Genomic DNA, 14,172 nt, shown 5'->3' on the forward strand with positions numbered 1-14,172 from the left:
ACGTCCAAAAAGCCACTAGACATCCCGTCCAAAAACATCCTGGACTCCGTGTCCAAAAAGTCGCTAGACATCACAAACTTAGGGCTGATCATTGAAATCAGCCTAGCTTTTGGCAACTCGGGCACTTTTTCAGTCATCGGCCTACGAATGTCGGCCGCCCCTTAGCTATCCAAGTCCTTGGCAATAGCGCGCAGAATCTCAGCTACCTGACGGCCGGTCTTGCGCTCTGGGTAGCGGCCCTGGCTTAGCACGGGCTGCACTTGGGTTTCGAGCAGTGTCATGACGTCGGAAAGCATGCTCGACAGCTCCTCCGGCTTGCGGGCCGGGGTGCGGCGGCGCGGGGAATCAAGGACCTTCACGCGCAGCGCCTGCGGGCCGCGACGGCCAGCAGCGAAGTCGAACTCGATTCGCTGGCCTTGATACAGCTCGTCAACACCCTTGGGCAGCACGTTGCGGCCAACGTAGACGTCTTCATCGCCGGGGTTGCTGACAAAGCCGAAGCCCTTGTCCGCGTCATACCACTTCACTTTGCCGATAGGCATGGTTCTTCACTCACTTTCTTTCCGTCTCTCCTCTTTAGAAAGCTTAGGCGCTGCCATGCGCCAGGCCTATAGGCCGCAAGCATTCCGGGACGAGGAGGCGCGGCGTAATTAATACTGAAGCGGCCGCGCGGAGGAACTATCCGTGGAACTTATAAAGAGATACATCTTAACCTCCCCACGCTCCGCCAGAGAAACTTGCCCCAGAGTTCACCCCATCAACCACACCCATAACACGTGTGATGTAGCTAACATTCCCGCCGCGAACAGGGGAAACATAGATATATTGGCATGATTGTTACCGTTTTGGAGCATTTAACGTGACTGTTTCGTTATAAACCGCTACTCTTTCCCACAGGCACTTCGGCCGCCGGCCGTGGAAGTCTCGCCCCAGACACAGTCCGGGCTTCCACTAGGCGGCCGCACATGATGTGCATGACTATGAACATCAACTGCAAGACACTATGCCGGACTGGGCATCATCTGGGCGCGAGAAAGCAAGAACAACCTAGAGAAGGAATACTTTAATGGGACGCCACTCCGCTAAGAACAAGTCCATCGCCACCAAGTTTGCCGCCTCCACCGTTGCCGTGGGCGCCGCCGCAGCCATCATGGCACCGAACGCTGCCGCTGCACCGGATTCCGATTGGGACCGCCTCGCGCAGTGCGAGTCCGGCGGCAACTGGGCCATCAACACCGGCAACGGTTACCACGGCGGCCTGCAGTTCAACGCTCAGACCTGGCAGGCCTACGGCGGCGGTGAGTTCGCTCCGACCGCTAACCTGGCAACCCGCGAGCAGCAGATCGTTGTTGCCGAGCGCACCCTGGCACAGCAGGGTTGGGGCGCATGGCCGGCTTGCTCCGCAAGCCTGGGCCTGAACTCCGCCCCGACCCCGCGTGATGCAAGCGCAGCCGCAGCCCCGGCCAAGGAGAAGACCGCTCCGGAGGCTCCGGCTGACGCCCCGCAGGCCGTTCAGGAGGCCGCTGAGGAGCCCACCGATGAGCTGGCTTCCGACGCCCTCTACTCCCTCATCCAGGACACCGCCACCCAGTACGGCTTGACGATTCCGGCATCCTTCACCGAGCAGTACAAGGCAAACCGCCACGACTTCAACGCCTTCTACTCCGCCAACCGCCACGTCATCGACCCGCTGGCACAGGTTCTGGCTGCACGCTAAGCAGCGCGCAGCGCCGTGCAAGCACGGCACATCAAAGCAAAACTCTAACTACATAAAAAGAGACTGGATGGTGTCCTCCATCCAGTCTCTTTTGGTTTTGCTTAAACCTTTTCCTCAACGGCAACGTCTTCCTTAGCGCGCGACCTATCGAAGGCCAGCAACACTAGACCGACAACGATCCACAGCCCCAGTGCCCACCACGCATGGACGGCACCATTGCCATCAAAGAAGGACAGTGAACGGACCAAGTGGCCCGTCGCGCCGATGGGCATCCACTGCCCCAGCGTCGACCACCCGGCAGGAAGCAGCCATGGTCCCGTCGCCAGACCCGACAGCGGGTTCGCCAGGAAGATGGTCGCCACAGCACCGATTCCGATGCCCGCGGCCCCCATCACTCCCGCGAGGCCGGCGGTCACCGCAGAAGTCGCAAGGATACCCGCTGCAATGGCCATCCACTCGGCAGCGAAGCTGCCACCGAGGGTTCCATAAACCGAGTGCAGCATCCACGTAGCAATAAGCGCACCCACCAGCGCGATACCAACGAGCACTCCCATCTTGATCCACTTCTTACCACGGAATGCAAAGGTGGCAATGACAGCGGAAATAATGCCACCAAAAGCTAGCGGAAGGCCAAGCAATGCAATGCCGCTTGCCTGCGGGTCCTCCTTCGTCGTCGGTGCCAGCTCCCGCTTCTCCACGGTCATCCCCTGAGCCTCGAGCTGGCTCGCAAGACCGTCAACCATCGCAACGTAGGGAGCACCATTTCCCGCGGCCGTGAAAGCATTCGCGCCCTGAGGAGAGATAGCGAGGCCGCCAACAGCCTCACGCTGTAGCACCGCGTCTCGCACCTCCGCCTCGCCGTGCTTCACGACAATCTCCGGGGCCTCATCCCCAGCCGCGCTCTCAATCTTCTGCGAGATGCCATCGAGCATGGGCTCCGGTACAGAGACCGCAATCGGCACTCCGGCTGGCCCGGATGCAAAGGTGGGCGCCAAGAATGCCCACAGCATGAGACCGATAACGATGGGGATCCCCACGATGGCAGCTATCGATTTCACAGCAACCGATGGCTGCTTTCTTTCCCGACTTTTCACCGCTGACATTACATAGCCTCCAAACGGAACAGGATGTTTCACTTACAAAGTGGAGCATAGTGTTCCGTTTGATATGATGCAAGCCGTGAGACAAGATGCAGCAGAAAACAAGCAAGCCATCGTCGCAGCAGCCAGGCAGCTGCTCATCACCGAGGGACCGGGCGTATCCATGCGCTCAATCGCCAAGAAAGCTGGCGTGGGCGTCGCCACGGTCTCACGCCACTTCCCCGAGCGGCTCTCCCTCATCGTTGCCATCACCAGCGCGGAGGTAGCGAACATCAAGGAAGAGGTGGACAGCCACCTGCAAGGCTTCGACGAGGACCCCGAAGGCACCTGGCGCGATATCATTCATCGCATCGCCGGCCTTAACTTCGCCGCCGTTGTTCAAGCTGCGGCAGCCGAAATGAACACTGCTGCGTTCTCAGACGATGACGCGCAGAAGATCGCTGCCCATCGCACAGCAGAACTGAAATCGATCTACCAACCGATGATCGAACTCGCGCGGCAAGCAGGCCTCTGCCCCGAGTCCCTCACCCCACTCGAACTTCACATCGGCATCGGTCTCATCACCCGCCCGCTGCCCAGAACGCTAGTGAGCACCGACTACCTATCAGGTATACAAGCCCAGCTCATCGATACGCTGCTCGACGGCTTTAAAGCCCAAGCCCGTGCCGACTAGTTCCCGTGCCGACTAGTTGAGGCGCAAGTACATTACAAACACGTATAGCCCCACCGAGGAGAACATTCTCGGAGGGGCTGAAAGCAGGCCAGTCAGGCTCAGCACATTCGCTAAGTGAAGCGCAGATTTCTGCGCGCCAACTTAGCGGTTGATGCGGGTGTACGGGTGTACGTAGTTCAGCTTCTCTGCCGGCATCGGCAGAATCAGATCGTCACCATACGGGCTGGATGCGCCAGCAAACGGTGCAGTGATCTCAGTAATGACGTGCTCGCGGGGGCTGTTCTTCGGCCAAGCCGGGGATACGAAGCCTTTGTTCTCATTCGACATGCTCCTTATTATTCCAAACCCTGCGCCGAAAAGTAACTTAATCACCCAACGAGGGCCCCATCCCTCCCCCGCCTACTAAACTTGATGGCCATCATGACCTCCCCCTCAAACCGCGCCCACGTCACCGAGAGCTACCGCGAATGGCTCAGCCAACTACCCGCTGAAGACTTACGCGCCCTGCTGAGTAACCGCAGCGATGTTCTCTCCCCCGCACCGAAGGACTTCGACGCGCTGGCCTCGCGCCTGACACTTCCGATGCACGTCGCGGATGCCTTGGCGGCAAGCAACGCCGAGCAGCTCGCCGCCTTGGAGGACATCGCACAACGCGGCGGCGAAGTCGACATGGTGGAAGACACCAACCCGGCAATCACGAAACAGCTCAAGGAGCGCGGCCTCGTCTTCGGCAACGCCCCGCAGGTGCGCATCGTCACCGCCGTCATGGGCTCGCTTCCCACCGGATGGTCGCTGCGCAATCAAGTCGAGTTCGACGCACAAGACATCGAAGCGCTCACTCCAGAAGAGCGCCACATCCTCGACGCTTTGGCCAAGGGCGATGGCGTGGGATACACCACTGACACCGAGCCGGATATCAACTCTGACGACCCCGCCAAGCGCCTGCTGGCCAAAGGTTTCTTGGAGCGCATCAATGCCCACTCGGTACGCCTGCCGCGCGCGCTCGCCCGTGCACTGGTTGGGGACGCAACCCCGCCCATCCCCACCACTCCTTCAGGACGCGCCGGCACCCCGGAACCGGATTCAAAGGCAGACGACGCCGGTGCCGCGGCGGGCCTCGAGGCCGTGCGCGGCATGGAGAGGCTCATCGAGTTGCTCGGTAGCCACCCGGTCGCGCTGCTCAAGGATTCTTCGGTGGGCGTTCGCCCGCTCAACCAGTTGGCGAAGGACCTCGACTTGGATAAAGAAGAAGTCGGGCGGCTTATTGCTCTAGGACACCACGCCCGGCTTCTCCACCGCGGCGAGCCGGATGGCTTAGAGGGCCATTTCCTCGCCCCCACTACCGGATCCCAGGACTGGCTCGAGGCCGATCTCGGGGAGAAGTGGCGCATTCTTCTCGACGCCTGGCGTACCTCCCCCTGGGCCACGTGGAGCGATACTCGGGTGCTCGCAGACGACAGCGCAGTGCGCCGCCTGCCGCGCTTCCGTAGCTTCGTCCTGGGTGTCTACGCTCACTCAGCAGTCGCGCTGAACAGCGAAGAGTTCTGGGAGGATCTGCGCTTTCGCTCCCCTCTCTTTGCCAGCCACACGCGCACGCTGACCATTGAGAATCTGCGCGCCGAAGCCGAATGGATCGGTGCCATTGCACTGGGCAAAGCCACCCGCGTGCTGGCTGATTCCGCCGCGGCCGCCAGCCTCGTCCCCGATACCGTCAGCGAATTCATCATCCAACAAGATCTCACCGTCCTCGTGCCCGGCCCCCTTGAGCCAGACACACACCGCACCCTCGCCTCCCTGGCGGACCTCGAATCCCCAGGCCTGGCCAGCGTGTACCGCATCAGCGAGTCCACCATTCGCCGTGGCATGGACCAGGGTCTGACCGCCCAGGAAATGACCGACTTTTTGGAAACGCATTGCCCGACGGGCGTGCCGCAGGCGTTGGGGTTTGCCATCGGGGACGTCGCCAAGCGCCATGGCACCCTCCGCAGCGGGCCAGCGCTCTCGTACCTTCGCAGCGAGGACCCCGCGCTGCTGGAGCTTGCTGTCGCATCCGTTCCCGGTCTGCGCCTGCTCGCGCCCACCGTCGCGGTATCGCAGCTGCGCGTGGGCGAGTTGCTGGAGAAGCTGCGAGCGAAGGGCCTATCCCCCACCCCGGAGGATGAATCCGGCGCTTCCCTTACCGTCGCCCCCGAGCCCTACCTTTTGCCCACGCCCCGCACGAAGCCGCGCAAGCGCGAGCCCGCCTCGGTGGAGCAGGCGCTTCAGGCTTTGCAGAAGTCAGCGCAGGATCCGAGCCAACACCAGGAGGAGGAGCCAGATCCGCTCACTCTGGCCCGCGCCGCCGCGCGCTTCCACGCCGATATCGTGATTTCCTATGCCGATAAAAGCGGCGATCTCCGCACCGTAACCGTGAAGCCATTATCAGTAGAGGGCGGCTACATTGATGCTCTAGGCACCGCAGGAAAGCCCGTGCGTTTCCCGGTTCACCGCATTTCCTCCGTCCGCTTCGCCGACAGGGATTAAGTCCCTCCCTGACGCACAGAGTAGAAAGGCCCCATCATGCCCGGACCGCTCATCGTCCAATCGGACAAGACCGTCCTCCTCGAGGTGGATCACCCCCAAGCCAACGAAGCTCGCGCAGCACTCGCGCCTTTTGCTGAGCTGGAGCGCGCGCCCGAGCACATTCACACCTATCGCATCACCCCGCTAGCCCTGTGGAATGCGCGCGCCGCCGGGCACGATGCCGAGCAAGTCGTGGACGTACTGGAGAACTACTCCCGCTTCCCGGTGCCGCAGGCGCTGCTGATCGACGTCGCCGAGACCATGTCGCGCTACGGCCGCGTGCGATTGTTGGCGCATCCGGCCCACGGCCTCATCCTCGAATCGGACGAGCCCGTCATCCTAGAGGAGCTCACGCGCACCAAAAAAGTCAGCGAACTTCTGGGCCCGCGCATTGATGACAACACTATCGCCGTGCCGCCTTCCGCACGCGGGCGGCTCAAACAAGAGCTGCTCAAAGCCAGCTGGCCCGCCGATGACCGCGCTGGCTATGTCGACGGCGAATCCCATCCCATCGCGCTGAGTACGGAGGAGGTGGACTGGCAGCTTCGCGATTATCAGCAGTACGCCGCCGATTCCTTCTGGTCCGGTGGCTCCGGCATCGTGGTCCTGCCCTGTGGCGCGGGCAAGACCATCGTGGGTGCTGCCGCCATGTCCAAAGCACAGGCCACCACGCTCATCCTCGTGACCAACACCGTAGCTGGGCGCCAGTGGCGCGATGAGCTGCTGCGGCGCACCAGCCTCACGCCGGAGGAGATCGGTGAGTATTCGGGTGAGAAGAAGGAAATCAAGCCGATCACCATCGCCACCTACCAGGTGGTCACCCGCAAGACCAAGGGCGAATACCGCGCGCTCGAGCTCTTCGATTCCCATGACTGGGGCCTCATCATCTACGACGAAGTGCACCTCCTGCCGGCCCCAGTTTTCCGAATGACCTCCGACCTGCAATCGCGCCGCCGCTTAGGACTGACCGCCACACTCATCCGCGAGGACGGCCGCGAAGGCGATGTCTTTTCGCTCATCGGTCCCAAGCGCTATGACGCGCCGTGGAAGGAACTGGAATCCGCCGGCTACATCGCCACCGCGGACTGCATCGAGGTGCGCGTGGATATGACGCAGGAGGAGCGCCTGCTCTATGCCACGGCACAGGCGCGGGAGAGGTATAGGATTGCGGCGTCGGCAAGCGCTAAGCTGCGGGCCGTCGACAAGCTGCTAAAGAAGCATGCAGGTCAGCAGGCGCTCATCATCGGCGCCTACGTGGACCAGCTGGAGGAGCTCGGTGAGCACCTAGGCGCGCCCGTCATCGACGGCAAGACCTCCACCGCCAAACGCGAAAAGCTCTTCCAGCAATTCCGCGAAGGCGAGCTTCCTACCCTGGTGGTCTCCAAAGTCGCGAACTTCTCCATCGATCTCCCCGAAGCCGCCCTGGCCATCCAGGTTTCCGGCACCTTCGGCTCCCGTCAGGAGGAGGCCCAGCGTTTGGGCCGCCTGCTGCGTCCTAAGAAGGATGGTCAGGAAGCAACCTTCTACACGTTGGTGGCGCGCGAATCGATCGACGCGGAATATGCCATGCACCGCCAGCGGTTTTTGGCCGAGCAAGGTTATGCCTACCGGCTGGTGGACGAAGTAGACTTGTGAGCTGATGAAGATTTTCAAGTTTGACGTCAACGAAGACTTTGCCAAGAAGAACAACGAGCTCCTGCGTGATTCCTCGCGCCTGCGCAATTCCGGCCTCATCATGGGCTTGGTTCTTATCCTCGGTGCCCTCGCCGTTTACTTCGGCATGGATGCCGTCTGGCGCATCACGCTGGCCGTCGGCATGGTGCTCTTCGGAATCTTTTGCGCCGTTGTTGGCATCATGGCCTCGCGAAAGGTCGGCACGGCGCAAAAGCTCTATGACTCTTATCCGCTTGCCCCGGCCGTGGTAGCGGAGGTCAACGAGCGCGACATGGTCCTCATGGCCTTGGTGAACACCAATGTTGACCCGAAGGCGCCGCCGCGGTGGGGCGCATGCCTGCGCACGGTCACGAGCATTCCAGGCATCAAGCGCACCGTGGGAACTAAGGTCCCGGTGGCCGCTGTTTCCGGCCAGCGCAGCAGCAGCGATAAAGACCATTGGCAGCAGATCACCCCGATGCCAATTGCTTGGGGCACCCCGGACGCGGAGACCGTGACGATTGCACGCAAGTCCATTCCGGAGGATCAGTGGCAGCGCCTGGAGCGCGCACGCAAGCGTCTGACTGACGTCAAGGCTACGAAGTACGATCTGTTGGTGCTGTAAATGACTGTTCACAGGCTTCAAGAATTTGGCGAAACCATCTTTGCCACCATGACCGCGCTTGCCGTGGAGCATGACGCGGTGAACTTGGGCCAGGGTTTCCCCGATAGCGATGGCCCACGGCGCATGCTGGAGATTGCCCAGGAGAATATCGCCGGCGGAAACAACCAATACGCTCCCCTACGCGGGGGCCCGGAGCTGGTCAGCGCCATCGCGGAGACCTACTCCGTGCCGCAGGATCACGTCGTGGTCACCGCCGGTGCTACCGAGGCCATCACCGCAACAGTCTTGGGCCTCGTGGAGCCCGGCCAAGAGGTCATCGTCCTCGAGCCTTATTACGACGCCTATATCGCCGCCATCGCGCTTGCCGACGCCACCCGCATCCCCGTCCCCTTGAAGGAATCCGGCAACAGCTGGGACATCGACGTTGCTGCGGTACGTGCGGCCGTGACCGATAAGACCGCCATGGTCATCATCAATACCCCGCACAACCCGACCGGCTCGGTCTTCTCCCGCGAGGCACTCACCGAGCTTGCCGAGCTCTGCGTGGAGAAAGACCTCCTTGTGTTGGCCGATGAAGTCTACGAAAACCTCACCTTAGGCAGCGCCGAGCACGTCAGCATCGCCTCCCTGCCGGGGATGGCCGAGCGCACCGTCACGGTGTCTTCTGCCGCCAAATCCTTCAACTGCACCGGGTGGAAGACCGGCTGGGCCATTGCGGAGCCTAAGCTTCTCGACGGCGTCATCAAAGCCAAGCAATTCACCACCTTCGTCTCCACCACGCCCTTCCAGCCGGCCGTGGCGCATGCCCTGCGCTATGAACAAGAATGGCTGGACGGCATGGTGTCTGAGCTTGCAGAGTGCCGCGGTATCCTAGTGGAAGGCCTAGAAAAATTGGGCTTCCACGTCCACGACACCGGCGGCACCTACTACGTGGTTGCCGATGTCTCCCCCACCGGAATGACCGGCGTGGACTTCTGCATGCAGCTGCCCGCAACAAAGGGCGTGGCAGCCATCCCGCTGGCCGCCTTCACGGACAACCCGGAACCGTGGCAGCATAAGGTTCGCTTTGCCTTCTGCAAGCGTCCCGAGGTCATTCGCGAAGCCGTGCGGCGTCTAACTGCAGAGTCCTAAGAATTCAGGCTCCTAAGCTTGCCCCTTCTGTCCTGCACATTCTTGTCTTTAACGGCTTTCAGCCCCCTACATTCCGTTCTGGCCTTTAGGAGAACCGGGTTCTACAATCAGCGCGAGTCCCGAAGCAAGGTCTGCCAGCAACTGCTTCGACGAGTCCACAGGAGCATTGAGGTAGTCGATCGTCAGCCCGTTGACCAGTGCAGTGACAAGACGAGCACCTTGCTCAGGCGACAGCCCTCGGGCCAATTTTCCGAAACGTTGCGCTGCTTCGAGACCTTCAGAAACGCGCGCCCGAAACTTCGTCACCTCGGCGTCGTATAAGTCAGCCAGCCATTCACGCGTCGAGGCAGCAGCTCCCACTATGACCCACACAGCGGAATCCTCGCGCTGGACAGGTCCAATTGGCAAAAGTTCAGCAAGACGACTGTGGAAGGCCGCGTGAAAATCCGTCGCATCGGTTTGTGTAAGGGCCCGCGACTCCTGACGCTGCAACGACCTGACAAAAGCTTTCGCGATGATGTCGTCCCGTTTACCCATCTGGTACTGGACAGTCCCAGGTGCGACGCCAGCTTCAGTGGCGACATTGCGCACGCTCAGGGCATCGAGGCCCTGGCTGACCATCACTCGAATAGCAGCATCAGCGATCATTGCGGCGGTGCCGGTGATGGGTGTGTTGCGATCAACGGACATGGAGCTCCAATCTTGCGTAGCTCAGATGCGATGAGCCATTCATAAGTGTAGTTGCACTCGCGCATTGCGCCTCGTACAATCGTACCAAGCCCGCGATTAATACGAACGTACGACGCTGGATTGAGGCCTCTTGCGAATCTAAGGTCAAACTCCCCGCAAACACCCGACTACTGGAGAATTCCATGTCAGACTTCCTTCCCCTTGCTGGCCTTGCACTCGTAGATAGTTTGAGTGCAGGAACCCTTGTCATTCCTATTGCACTGATTGTTATCTGGCGACGAGTACGTTTAGGCCTATTGGGCACCTATCTCGCTACGATCGCCACGGCCTACTGCGGCCTTGGTATTGCGCTTCTATTAGGGTTCGATGCAGCAGTATCGAGACTTTCTGGCGTAAGCGAGACTGATTGGTTCCGGTGGGTGACTCTTGTACTGGGCGCGGGGCTTTTCATCTTCGGTGCGTTCTCACCAAACCCAAAAAAGCCCGCAGCCGCGCAGACCGCCGGCCCAAAAGTACCAAAGAGTCGGGCTTCTCGCCTTGCACGGGGCGCGTCACTGAGTGCGACCGGCATGGTGGGGCTTGCGCTAGGTGCTGCCGTCGTCGAGGCTGCGACGATGTTGCCTTACCTGGGCGCAATGGGAATTATCCAGTCTATGTCTTTCGGGTTTAGCGGCAAGGTCGCGCTTATTGCGGGGTACTGCATCATCATGGTCCTACCGGCAACTCTTATGGCTGCCATTGCAGGCGCAGCGGGGCCGGCTATCTTTCCTCGTCTGGAGCGCGCCATCCGTCGGCTGGAGTATGAAGCGAAAGTGACGTTGCTGTGGATCGCGGCAATTGTGGGAGTCTACATGGCGGCATCGAGTGCACAAGGGCTCGGATTGATCGGTTGAGTGCCGGGCTGAACGTTGAGCGATAGCGCCGATTGAAGAGCCCCTTCCTGCAGAGCTAGCCCCCCGACCCGTCATAACGGCGGCCGAGAGCTACGTCTTCTTCATCCCCTATCCGATGCCTACCAAGGCGGCAACAGTTGGGAGAAAGAAGAAAATCAGCGCGCCGCCGATTATGTCGAAGCTGACGCCTGTGCGGATCATACGCGCGATGGAAACGCAGCCGGAGCCGTAAACGATGGCATTTTGCCGCGTGGAAATTGGAAGCATAAAGCCAAAGGATGCGCCGAAGGAAGCGGCCATCGCCGGATAACAGGGTCCACTCCCGCAGCCATGGCGAGTGGAACAACAATCGGCACAGTGACAGCCGCCGCGGTATTACTTGTGGTCTCAGAGATGAGGATGGCCAGCAACACCGCCATGGCAGTGATGACCAAGGCACTAGATACGCCCAACATATTGTTGAGTCCGGAACCGATAGTTTCTGCTAGACCGGAGCTGCCCAGCATAGCACCGAAGATCATGCCGCAACCAAACAATATGATGGTGCCCCAGTCAATCTTGGCCGCATCTGACCAGTCCAGGGTGTACTGCAGCTTCTTGGATTCAACGGGCAGCGAGCCCATATGACTACTTGTTCAAGCCGGTGAGAATCCAAGCACTACCCGGACTATCCAGAGAAAAACTGAGAGCCACTGTCGTTGACTCCATGATTAAAGAAGACGGACTTGATGGAGAACACAGATCAAGAGCCTGTCGAGAGAACTTCACCCATTTCTCGCTGTCGCCCTTTCCTCTAAGAAAGAGGAAGTTTTCATGATCGGAGAAGCCGTGTTCTGGAACAGGGGGATCATCAGCCATAAGTGTTTCTTTGACTGTTTGATACGGAGTGTATGGGCACACGAGCGAAAACTCAGTCCACTCTGGTCCGTAGAGTTCCTCCAGTGTGATGGACTCAGTAACGGGGGTTTCATGTCCCGATCGTCCTACGGACGCGAGATGAGAAGCCAATGGGTCATCAAAACTACAAGAGGAGAGTAATAGGGAAACAATACTAGTGAGCCCTATCTGCGCCATCATGCGTCTCATTAACATAACCCCCTTCTCCTAGGAAAGTGTAGATAGCAGTCCAATTCTAGCCCAGAGGGCGCACTGGTTCAGAGCAGAAGCTTCGTCGCCACTACTTGCGAAAGCAGATCCAAGAAATCGACCTTGGGCATTGTTATACAAGTCCACGTTGGTCTCATCCGCTGGCCCCTGAGCGACAGTTTCGTGGTTAGTAGCAATGCGTTCAGCTGCACCTGCACCGATTCTCATCGTCATCAGGGCATTCCACAAGCAGTGCCGAAAAGCATCGCCCTTTCCATTGCGGAGTGATGTGGCGCCAGGAAACCGGTTCTGCGCTTCCATACTCGCGGTGGTGGCTGCCTGATTGGCGATGCCGCATGATACTACGTCGACCAGCGCGATGCAGGACAGCATTTCAAAGCCCTGGATATATATCCGGTAGGGGTCCGACTGGGCGGTCGCAAAAGGCGCTACCTGAAGATTTGAAGCGTCCTGGGTTTAGTTCCGCTTCTTTTACGGCCCTGTGTTGATGGGCTGGGTGAGATAGTACTCGGTTTCTACTTCTTGTGGGGTGGCCGTAGTCCAATGCTTCGTGAAGCCGCTTAGTGTTCCACCAATGCACCCACCGCAAGGTGGCCAGTTCGACTTCTCCGACCGATGTCCACGGGCCTTGGGCATGAATCAGTTCCGCCTTGTAGAGACCATTGACTGTTTCGGCTAGTGCATTGTCATAAGAATCGCCGACTGTCCCCACACTCGGCCGGATTCCGGAATCCGCGAGAGCGGTGGAATACTTCAGTGACACGTACTGGCTGCCCCGATCACTGTGGTGAATCAGCTGGTTTCCATGGATTCGCCCTGCAGTCGTTAACGCATGCTCCAAGGCCTCCATGGGTAGCGCATCGGTGCGCATCGTCGAGCGTGTAGCAACACCAACAATCTTTCGACTGTAGACATCCACGACAAACGCGGTGTAGGCGAATCCTGACAGGGTGCGAACGTAGGTAATGTCGGCAACCCACAACCTTCCTGGTGCTTGTGCACGAAAGTTTCGCTGCACTAGGTCTGGGCGATGATCCGGTTTCTTCGGGCTAGTCGTTGTCACGGGGGTTCGTCCACGTCTGCGGCCGGAAACACCAGCTAGCTTCATCAGTCGTGCAGTCTTGTCGCGGCCGATATGAAAGCCTTCACGGTTCATCGCGTGTCACATTTTGCGGATGCCGTAGACCGAGAAATTCTGCGCATGCACACGTTGTATCTCTGGGATGAGAAGGCTATCGCTTAAGGTCCTTGCGCTGGGAACGCGTGTGGTGGCTTTGCGGTAGCCGCGTGAGGTGATGAATCCACGATCTGCTTGTTTAAGGACTCGGCAGATGGCCTCGACCCCAAACTGATCCTTATACGCGTCGATGTAAGAGATCATTTGGTCGTGGGTCGGTCGAGTTCCGCTGCGAAAAAAGCCGAAGCAGTCTTAAGAATCCCGTTTGCTCGCTTCAGCTCACGGTTTTCGCGGCGCAAACGCTTGAGCTCTTCTTCCATCGTTTCGCCGCCTGAAGCGCCAGAGTCATCACGTACTGAAGCGCTGTCACGGTACCAAGCCCGCAACGTATGGTGAGACACTCCAAGCAGCTCACCGACCTCCGTGTAGGCACGTTGCAGTGAGCAGGACTCCAGGCGGACCATTTCGATGATCTGATGGACCGCCTTCTCCTTGAACTCAACGGAATACTTTCTAGGCATAGTTCAATCCTTCCTTAGCTGAGGTAGGAACTAAACCCAGAACGCTTCAATTGATGTCAGTGACCCTGGACGCTTCACCTGGGACAAATAGCGCGTATGAACGGTGCAGGGATCCATTGCGGTCCATAAGCGCAGACGTGGATGTGCAGCACGCAGGTCTGTGTTTTCGGGTCAGTGCTTGTAGGCTGTGTGCGAAAACGACGAAGAAGCCCGTCACCGTTGAGTTGTTGCTCAAGGGTGACGGGCTTGTTGTATTGAGTTGTTTGTTGTTGTTTGGTGTCGGCGGTTTCTTACTCTCCCACAACCTCCCGGTTGCAGTACCA

General features: G+C 59.5%; 14 protein-coding genes and 2 pseudogenes. 8 read left to right on the forward strand and 8 right to left on the reverse strand.

The features are described from left to right. Positions 1 to 161 precede the first annotated feature (161 nt). Positions 162 to 542, reverse strand: a complete 381-nt coding sequence (locus QP999_RS13225) for a cold-shock protein (protein ID WP_070565682.1) — start codon at positions 540 to 542, stop codon at positions 162 to 164. Positions 543 to 1,066: 524 nt separating this feature from the next. On the opposite strand from QP999_RS13225, the gene QP999_RS13230 reads away from it, so the two are divergent. After that, on the forward strand, positions 1,067 to 1,717 hold the full coding sequence (locus tag QP999_RS13230; RefSeq protein WP_284848457.1) for a resuscitation-promoting factor Rpf1 domain-containing protein: 651 nt from the start codon (positions 1,067 to 1,069) through the stop codon (positions 1,715 to 1,717). A 101-nt stretch (positions 1,718 to 1,818) separates the two neighbouring features. Here the strand turns inward: QP999_RS13230 and QP999_RS13235 are convergent, their stop codons facing one another. Next, the gene (locus QP999_RS13235; protein ID WP_232748464.1) at positions 1,819 to 2,775 is read right to left on the reverse strand and encodes an ABC transporter permease; all 957 of its coding nucleotides are present in this window, start codon (positions 2,773 to 2,775) and stop codon (positions 1,819 to 1,821) included. 112 nt (positions 2,776 to 2,887) lie between these two features. Here QP999_RS13235 and QP999_RS13240 point away from each other — a divergent pair, with 112 nt between their 5' ends. Beyond that, positions 2,888 to 3,490, forward strand: coding sequence for a TetR/AcrR family transcriptional regulator (locus tag QP999_RS13240; protein WP_227485958.1), 603 nt, complete (start codon positions 2,888 to 2,890; stop codon positions 3,488 to 3,490). A gap of 141 nt (positions 3,491 to 3,631) precedes the next feature. On the opposite strand, the gene QP999_RS13245 is transcribed toward QP999_RS13240, so the two are convergent. After that, complete coding sequence (locus QP999_RS13245) at positions 3,632 to 3,817, reverse strand: hypothetical protein (RefSeq protein WP_070523044.1); 186 nt, start codon at positions 3,815 to 3,817, stop codon at positions 3,632 to 3,634. 93 nt (positions 3,818 to 3,910) lie between these two features. Between QP999_RS13245 and QP999_RS13250 the strand changes: the two genes are divergently transcribed. Genes QP999_RS13250 through QP999_RS13265 form a run of 4 tightly spaced genes read left to right on the forward strand, consistent with a single transcriptional unit; the run spans position 3,911 to position 9,461 of the window. Beyond that, a complete protein-coding gene (locus QP999_RS13250) occupies positions 3,911 to 6,013 on the forward strand; it encodes a helicase-associated domain-containing protein (RefSeq protein ID WP_070565827.1) in 2,103 nt (700 codons plus the stop codon). A gap of 36 nt (positions 6,014 to 6,049) precedes the next feature. Then, the gene (locus QP999_RS13255; RefSeq protein ID WP_070531570.1) at positions 6,050 to 7,687 is read left to right on the forward strand and encodes a DNA repair helicase XPB; all 1,638 of its coding nucleotides are present in this window, start codon (positions 6,050 to 6,052) and stop codon (positions 7,685 to 7,687) included. A gap of 4 nt (positions 7,688 to 7,691) precedes the next feature. Beyond that, positions 7,692 to 8,330 (forward strand): DUF3239 domain-containing protein, encoded by a 639-nt coding sequence (locus QP999_RS13260; RefSeq protein ID WP_070523039.1) that lies wholly within the window; start codon positions 7,692 to 7,694, stop codon positions 8,328 to 8,330. After that, positions 8,331 to 9,461: an aminotransferase class I/II-fold pyridoxal phosphate-dependent enzyme gene (locus QP999_RS13265; protein WP_284848458.1), complete on the forward strand. Its 1,131-nt coding sequence runs from the start codon at positions 8,331 to 8,333 to the stop codon at positions 9,459 to 9,461. A 66-nt stretch (positions 9,462 to 9,527) separates the two neighbouring features. Here QP999_RS13265 and QP999_RS13270 read toward each other — a convergent pair whose 3' ends face one another. After that, positions 9,528 to 10,151 carry a TetR/AcrR family transcriptional regulator gene (locus tag QP999_RS13270; protein ID WP_070531563.1) on the reverse strand — a complete coding sequence of 208 codons (624 nt, stop codon included), beginning with the start codon at positions 10,149 to 10,151 and terminating at the stop codon, positions 9,528 to 9,530. A gap of 182 nt (positions 10,152 to 10,333) precedes the next feature. On the opposite strand from QP999_RS13270, the gene QP999_RS13275 reads away from it, so the two are divergent. Continuing rightward, a complete protein-coding gene (locus tag QP999_RS13275) occupies positions 10,334 to 11,044 on the forward strand; it encodes a GAP family protein (protein WP_284848459.1) in 711 nt (236 codons plus the stop codon). Between the two features lie 108 nt (positions 11,045 to 11,152). Here the strand turns inward: QP999_RS13275 and QP999_RS13280 are convergent. The 4 genes and pseudogenes from QP999_RS13280 to QP999_RS13290 form a co-directional block, all read right to left on the reverse strand. Then, positions 11,153 to 11,658: pseudogene (locus tag QP999_RS13280) on the reverse strand (SLC13 family permease); the annotation flags it as partial. A gap of 13 nt (positions 11,659 to 11,671) precedes the next feature. Then, on the reverse strand, positions 11,672 to 11,902 hold the full coding sequence (locus QP999_RS13285; protein ID WP_144015057.1) for a hypothetical protein: 231 nt from the start codon (positions 11,900 to 11,902) through the stop codon (positions 11,672 to 11,674). A gap of 246 nt (positions 11,903 to 12,148) precedes the next feature. After that, positions 12,149 to 12,523 carry a DUF6973 domain-containing protein gene (locus tag QP999_RS13470; protein WP_371440614.1) on the reverse strand — a complete coding sequence of 125 codons (375 nt, stop codon included), beginning with the start codon at positions 12,521 to 12,523 and terminating at the stop codon, positions 12,149 to 12,151. Positions 12,524 to 12,622: 99 nt separating this feature from the next. Continuing rightward, a pseudogene (locus QP999_RS13290) lies at positions 12,623 to 13,849 on the reverse strand (IS3 family transposase). 137 nt (positions 13,850 to 13,986) lie between these two features. On the opposite strand from QP999_RS13290, the gene QP999_RS13295 reads away from it, so the two are divergent. After that, the coding region (locus QP999_RS13295) for a hypothetical protein (protein ID WP_284848460.1) at positions 13,987 to 14,172 on the forward strand (186 nt) is incomplete at its 3' end.

Origin of the sequence: Corynebacterium sp. MSK004, from assembly GCF_030232515.1 — a bacterium.
Classification (GTDB): domain Bacteria; phylum Actinomycetota; class Actinomycetes; order Mycobacteriales; family Mycobacteriaceae; genus Corynebacterium; species Corynebacterium hesseae.

Coding starts and splice junctions, on each gene's coding strand:
- QP999_RS13225 (WP_070565682.1), bottom strand. CDS start 542: ATGCCTATCGGCAAAGTGAAGTGGTATGACGCGGACAAGGGCTTCGGC.
- QP999_RS13230 (WP_284848457.1), top strand. CDS start 1,067: ATGGGACGCCACTCCGCTAAGAACAAGTCCATCGCCACCAAGTTTGCC.
- QP999_RS13240 (WP_227485958.1), top strand. CDS start 2,888: ATGCAAGCCGTGAGACAAGATGCAGCAGAAAACAAGCAAGCCATCGTC.
- QP999_RS13245 (WP_070523044.1), bottom strand. CDS start 3,817: ATGTCGAATGAGAACAAAGGCTTCGTATCCCCGGCTTGGCCGAAGAAC.
- QP999_RS13250 (WP_070565827.1), top strand. CDS start 3,911: ATGACCTCCCCCTCAAACCGCGCCCACGTCACCGAGAGCTACCGCGAA.
- QP999_RS13255 (WP_070531570.1), top strand. CDS start 6,050: ATGCCCGGACCGCTCATCGTCCAATCGGACAAGACCGTCCTCCTCGAG.
- QP999_RS13260 (WP_070523039.1), top strand. CDS start 7,692: ATGAAGATTTTCAAGTTTGACGTCAACGAAGACTTTGCCAAGAAGAAC.
- QP999_RS13265 (WP_284848458.1), top strand. CDS start 8,331: ATGACTGTTCACAGGCTTCAAGAATTTGGCGAAACCATCTTTGCCACC.
- QP999_RS13270 (WP_070531563.1), bottom strand. CDS start 10,151: ATGTCCGTTGATCGCAACACACCCATCACCGGCACCGCCGCAATGATC.
- QP999_RS13275 (WP_284848459.1), top strand. CDS start 10,334: ATGTCAGACTTCCTTCCCCTTGCTGGCCTTGCACTCGTAGATAGTTTG.
- QP999_RS13285 (WP_144015057.1), bottom strand. CDS start 11,902: ATGGCTGATGATCCCCCTGTTCCAGAACACGGCTTCTCCGATCATGAA.
- QP999_RS13470 (WP_371440614.1), bottom strand. CDS start 12,523: ATGCTGTCCTGCATCGCGCTGGTCGACGTAGTATCATGCGGCATCGCC.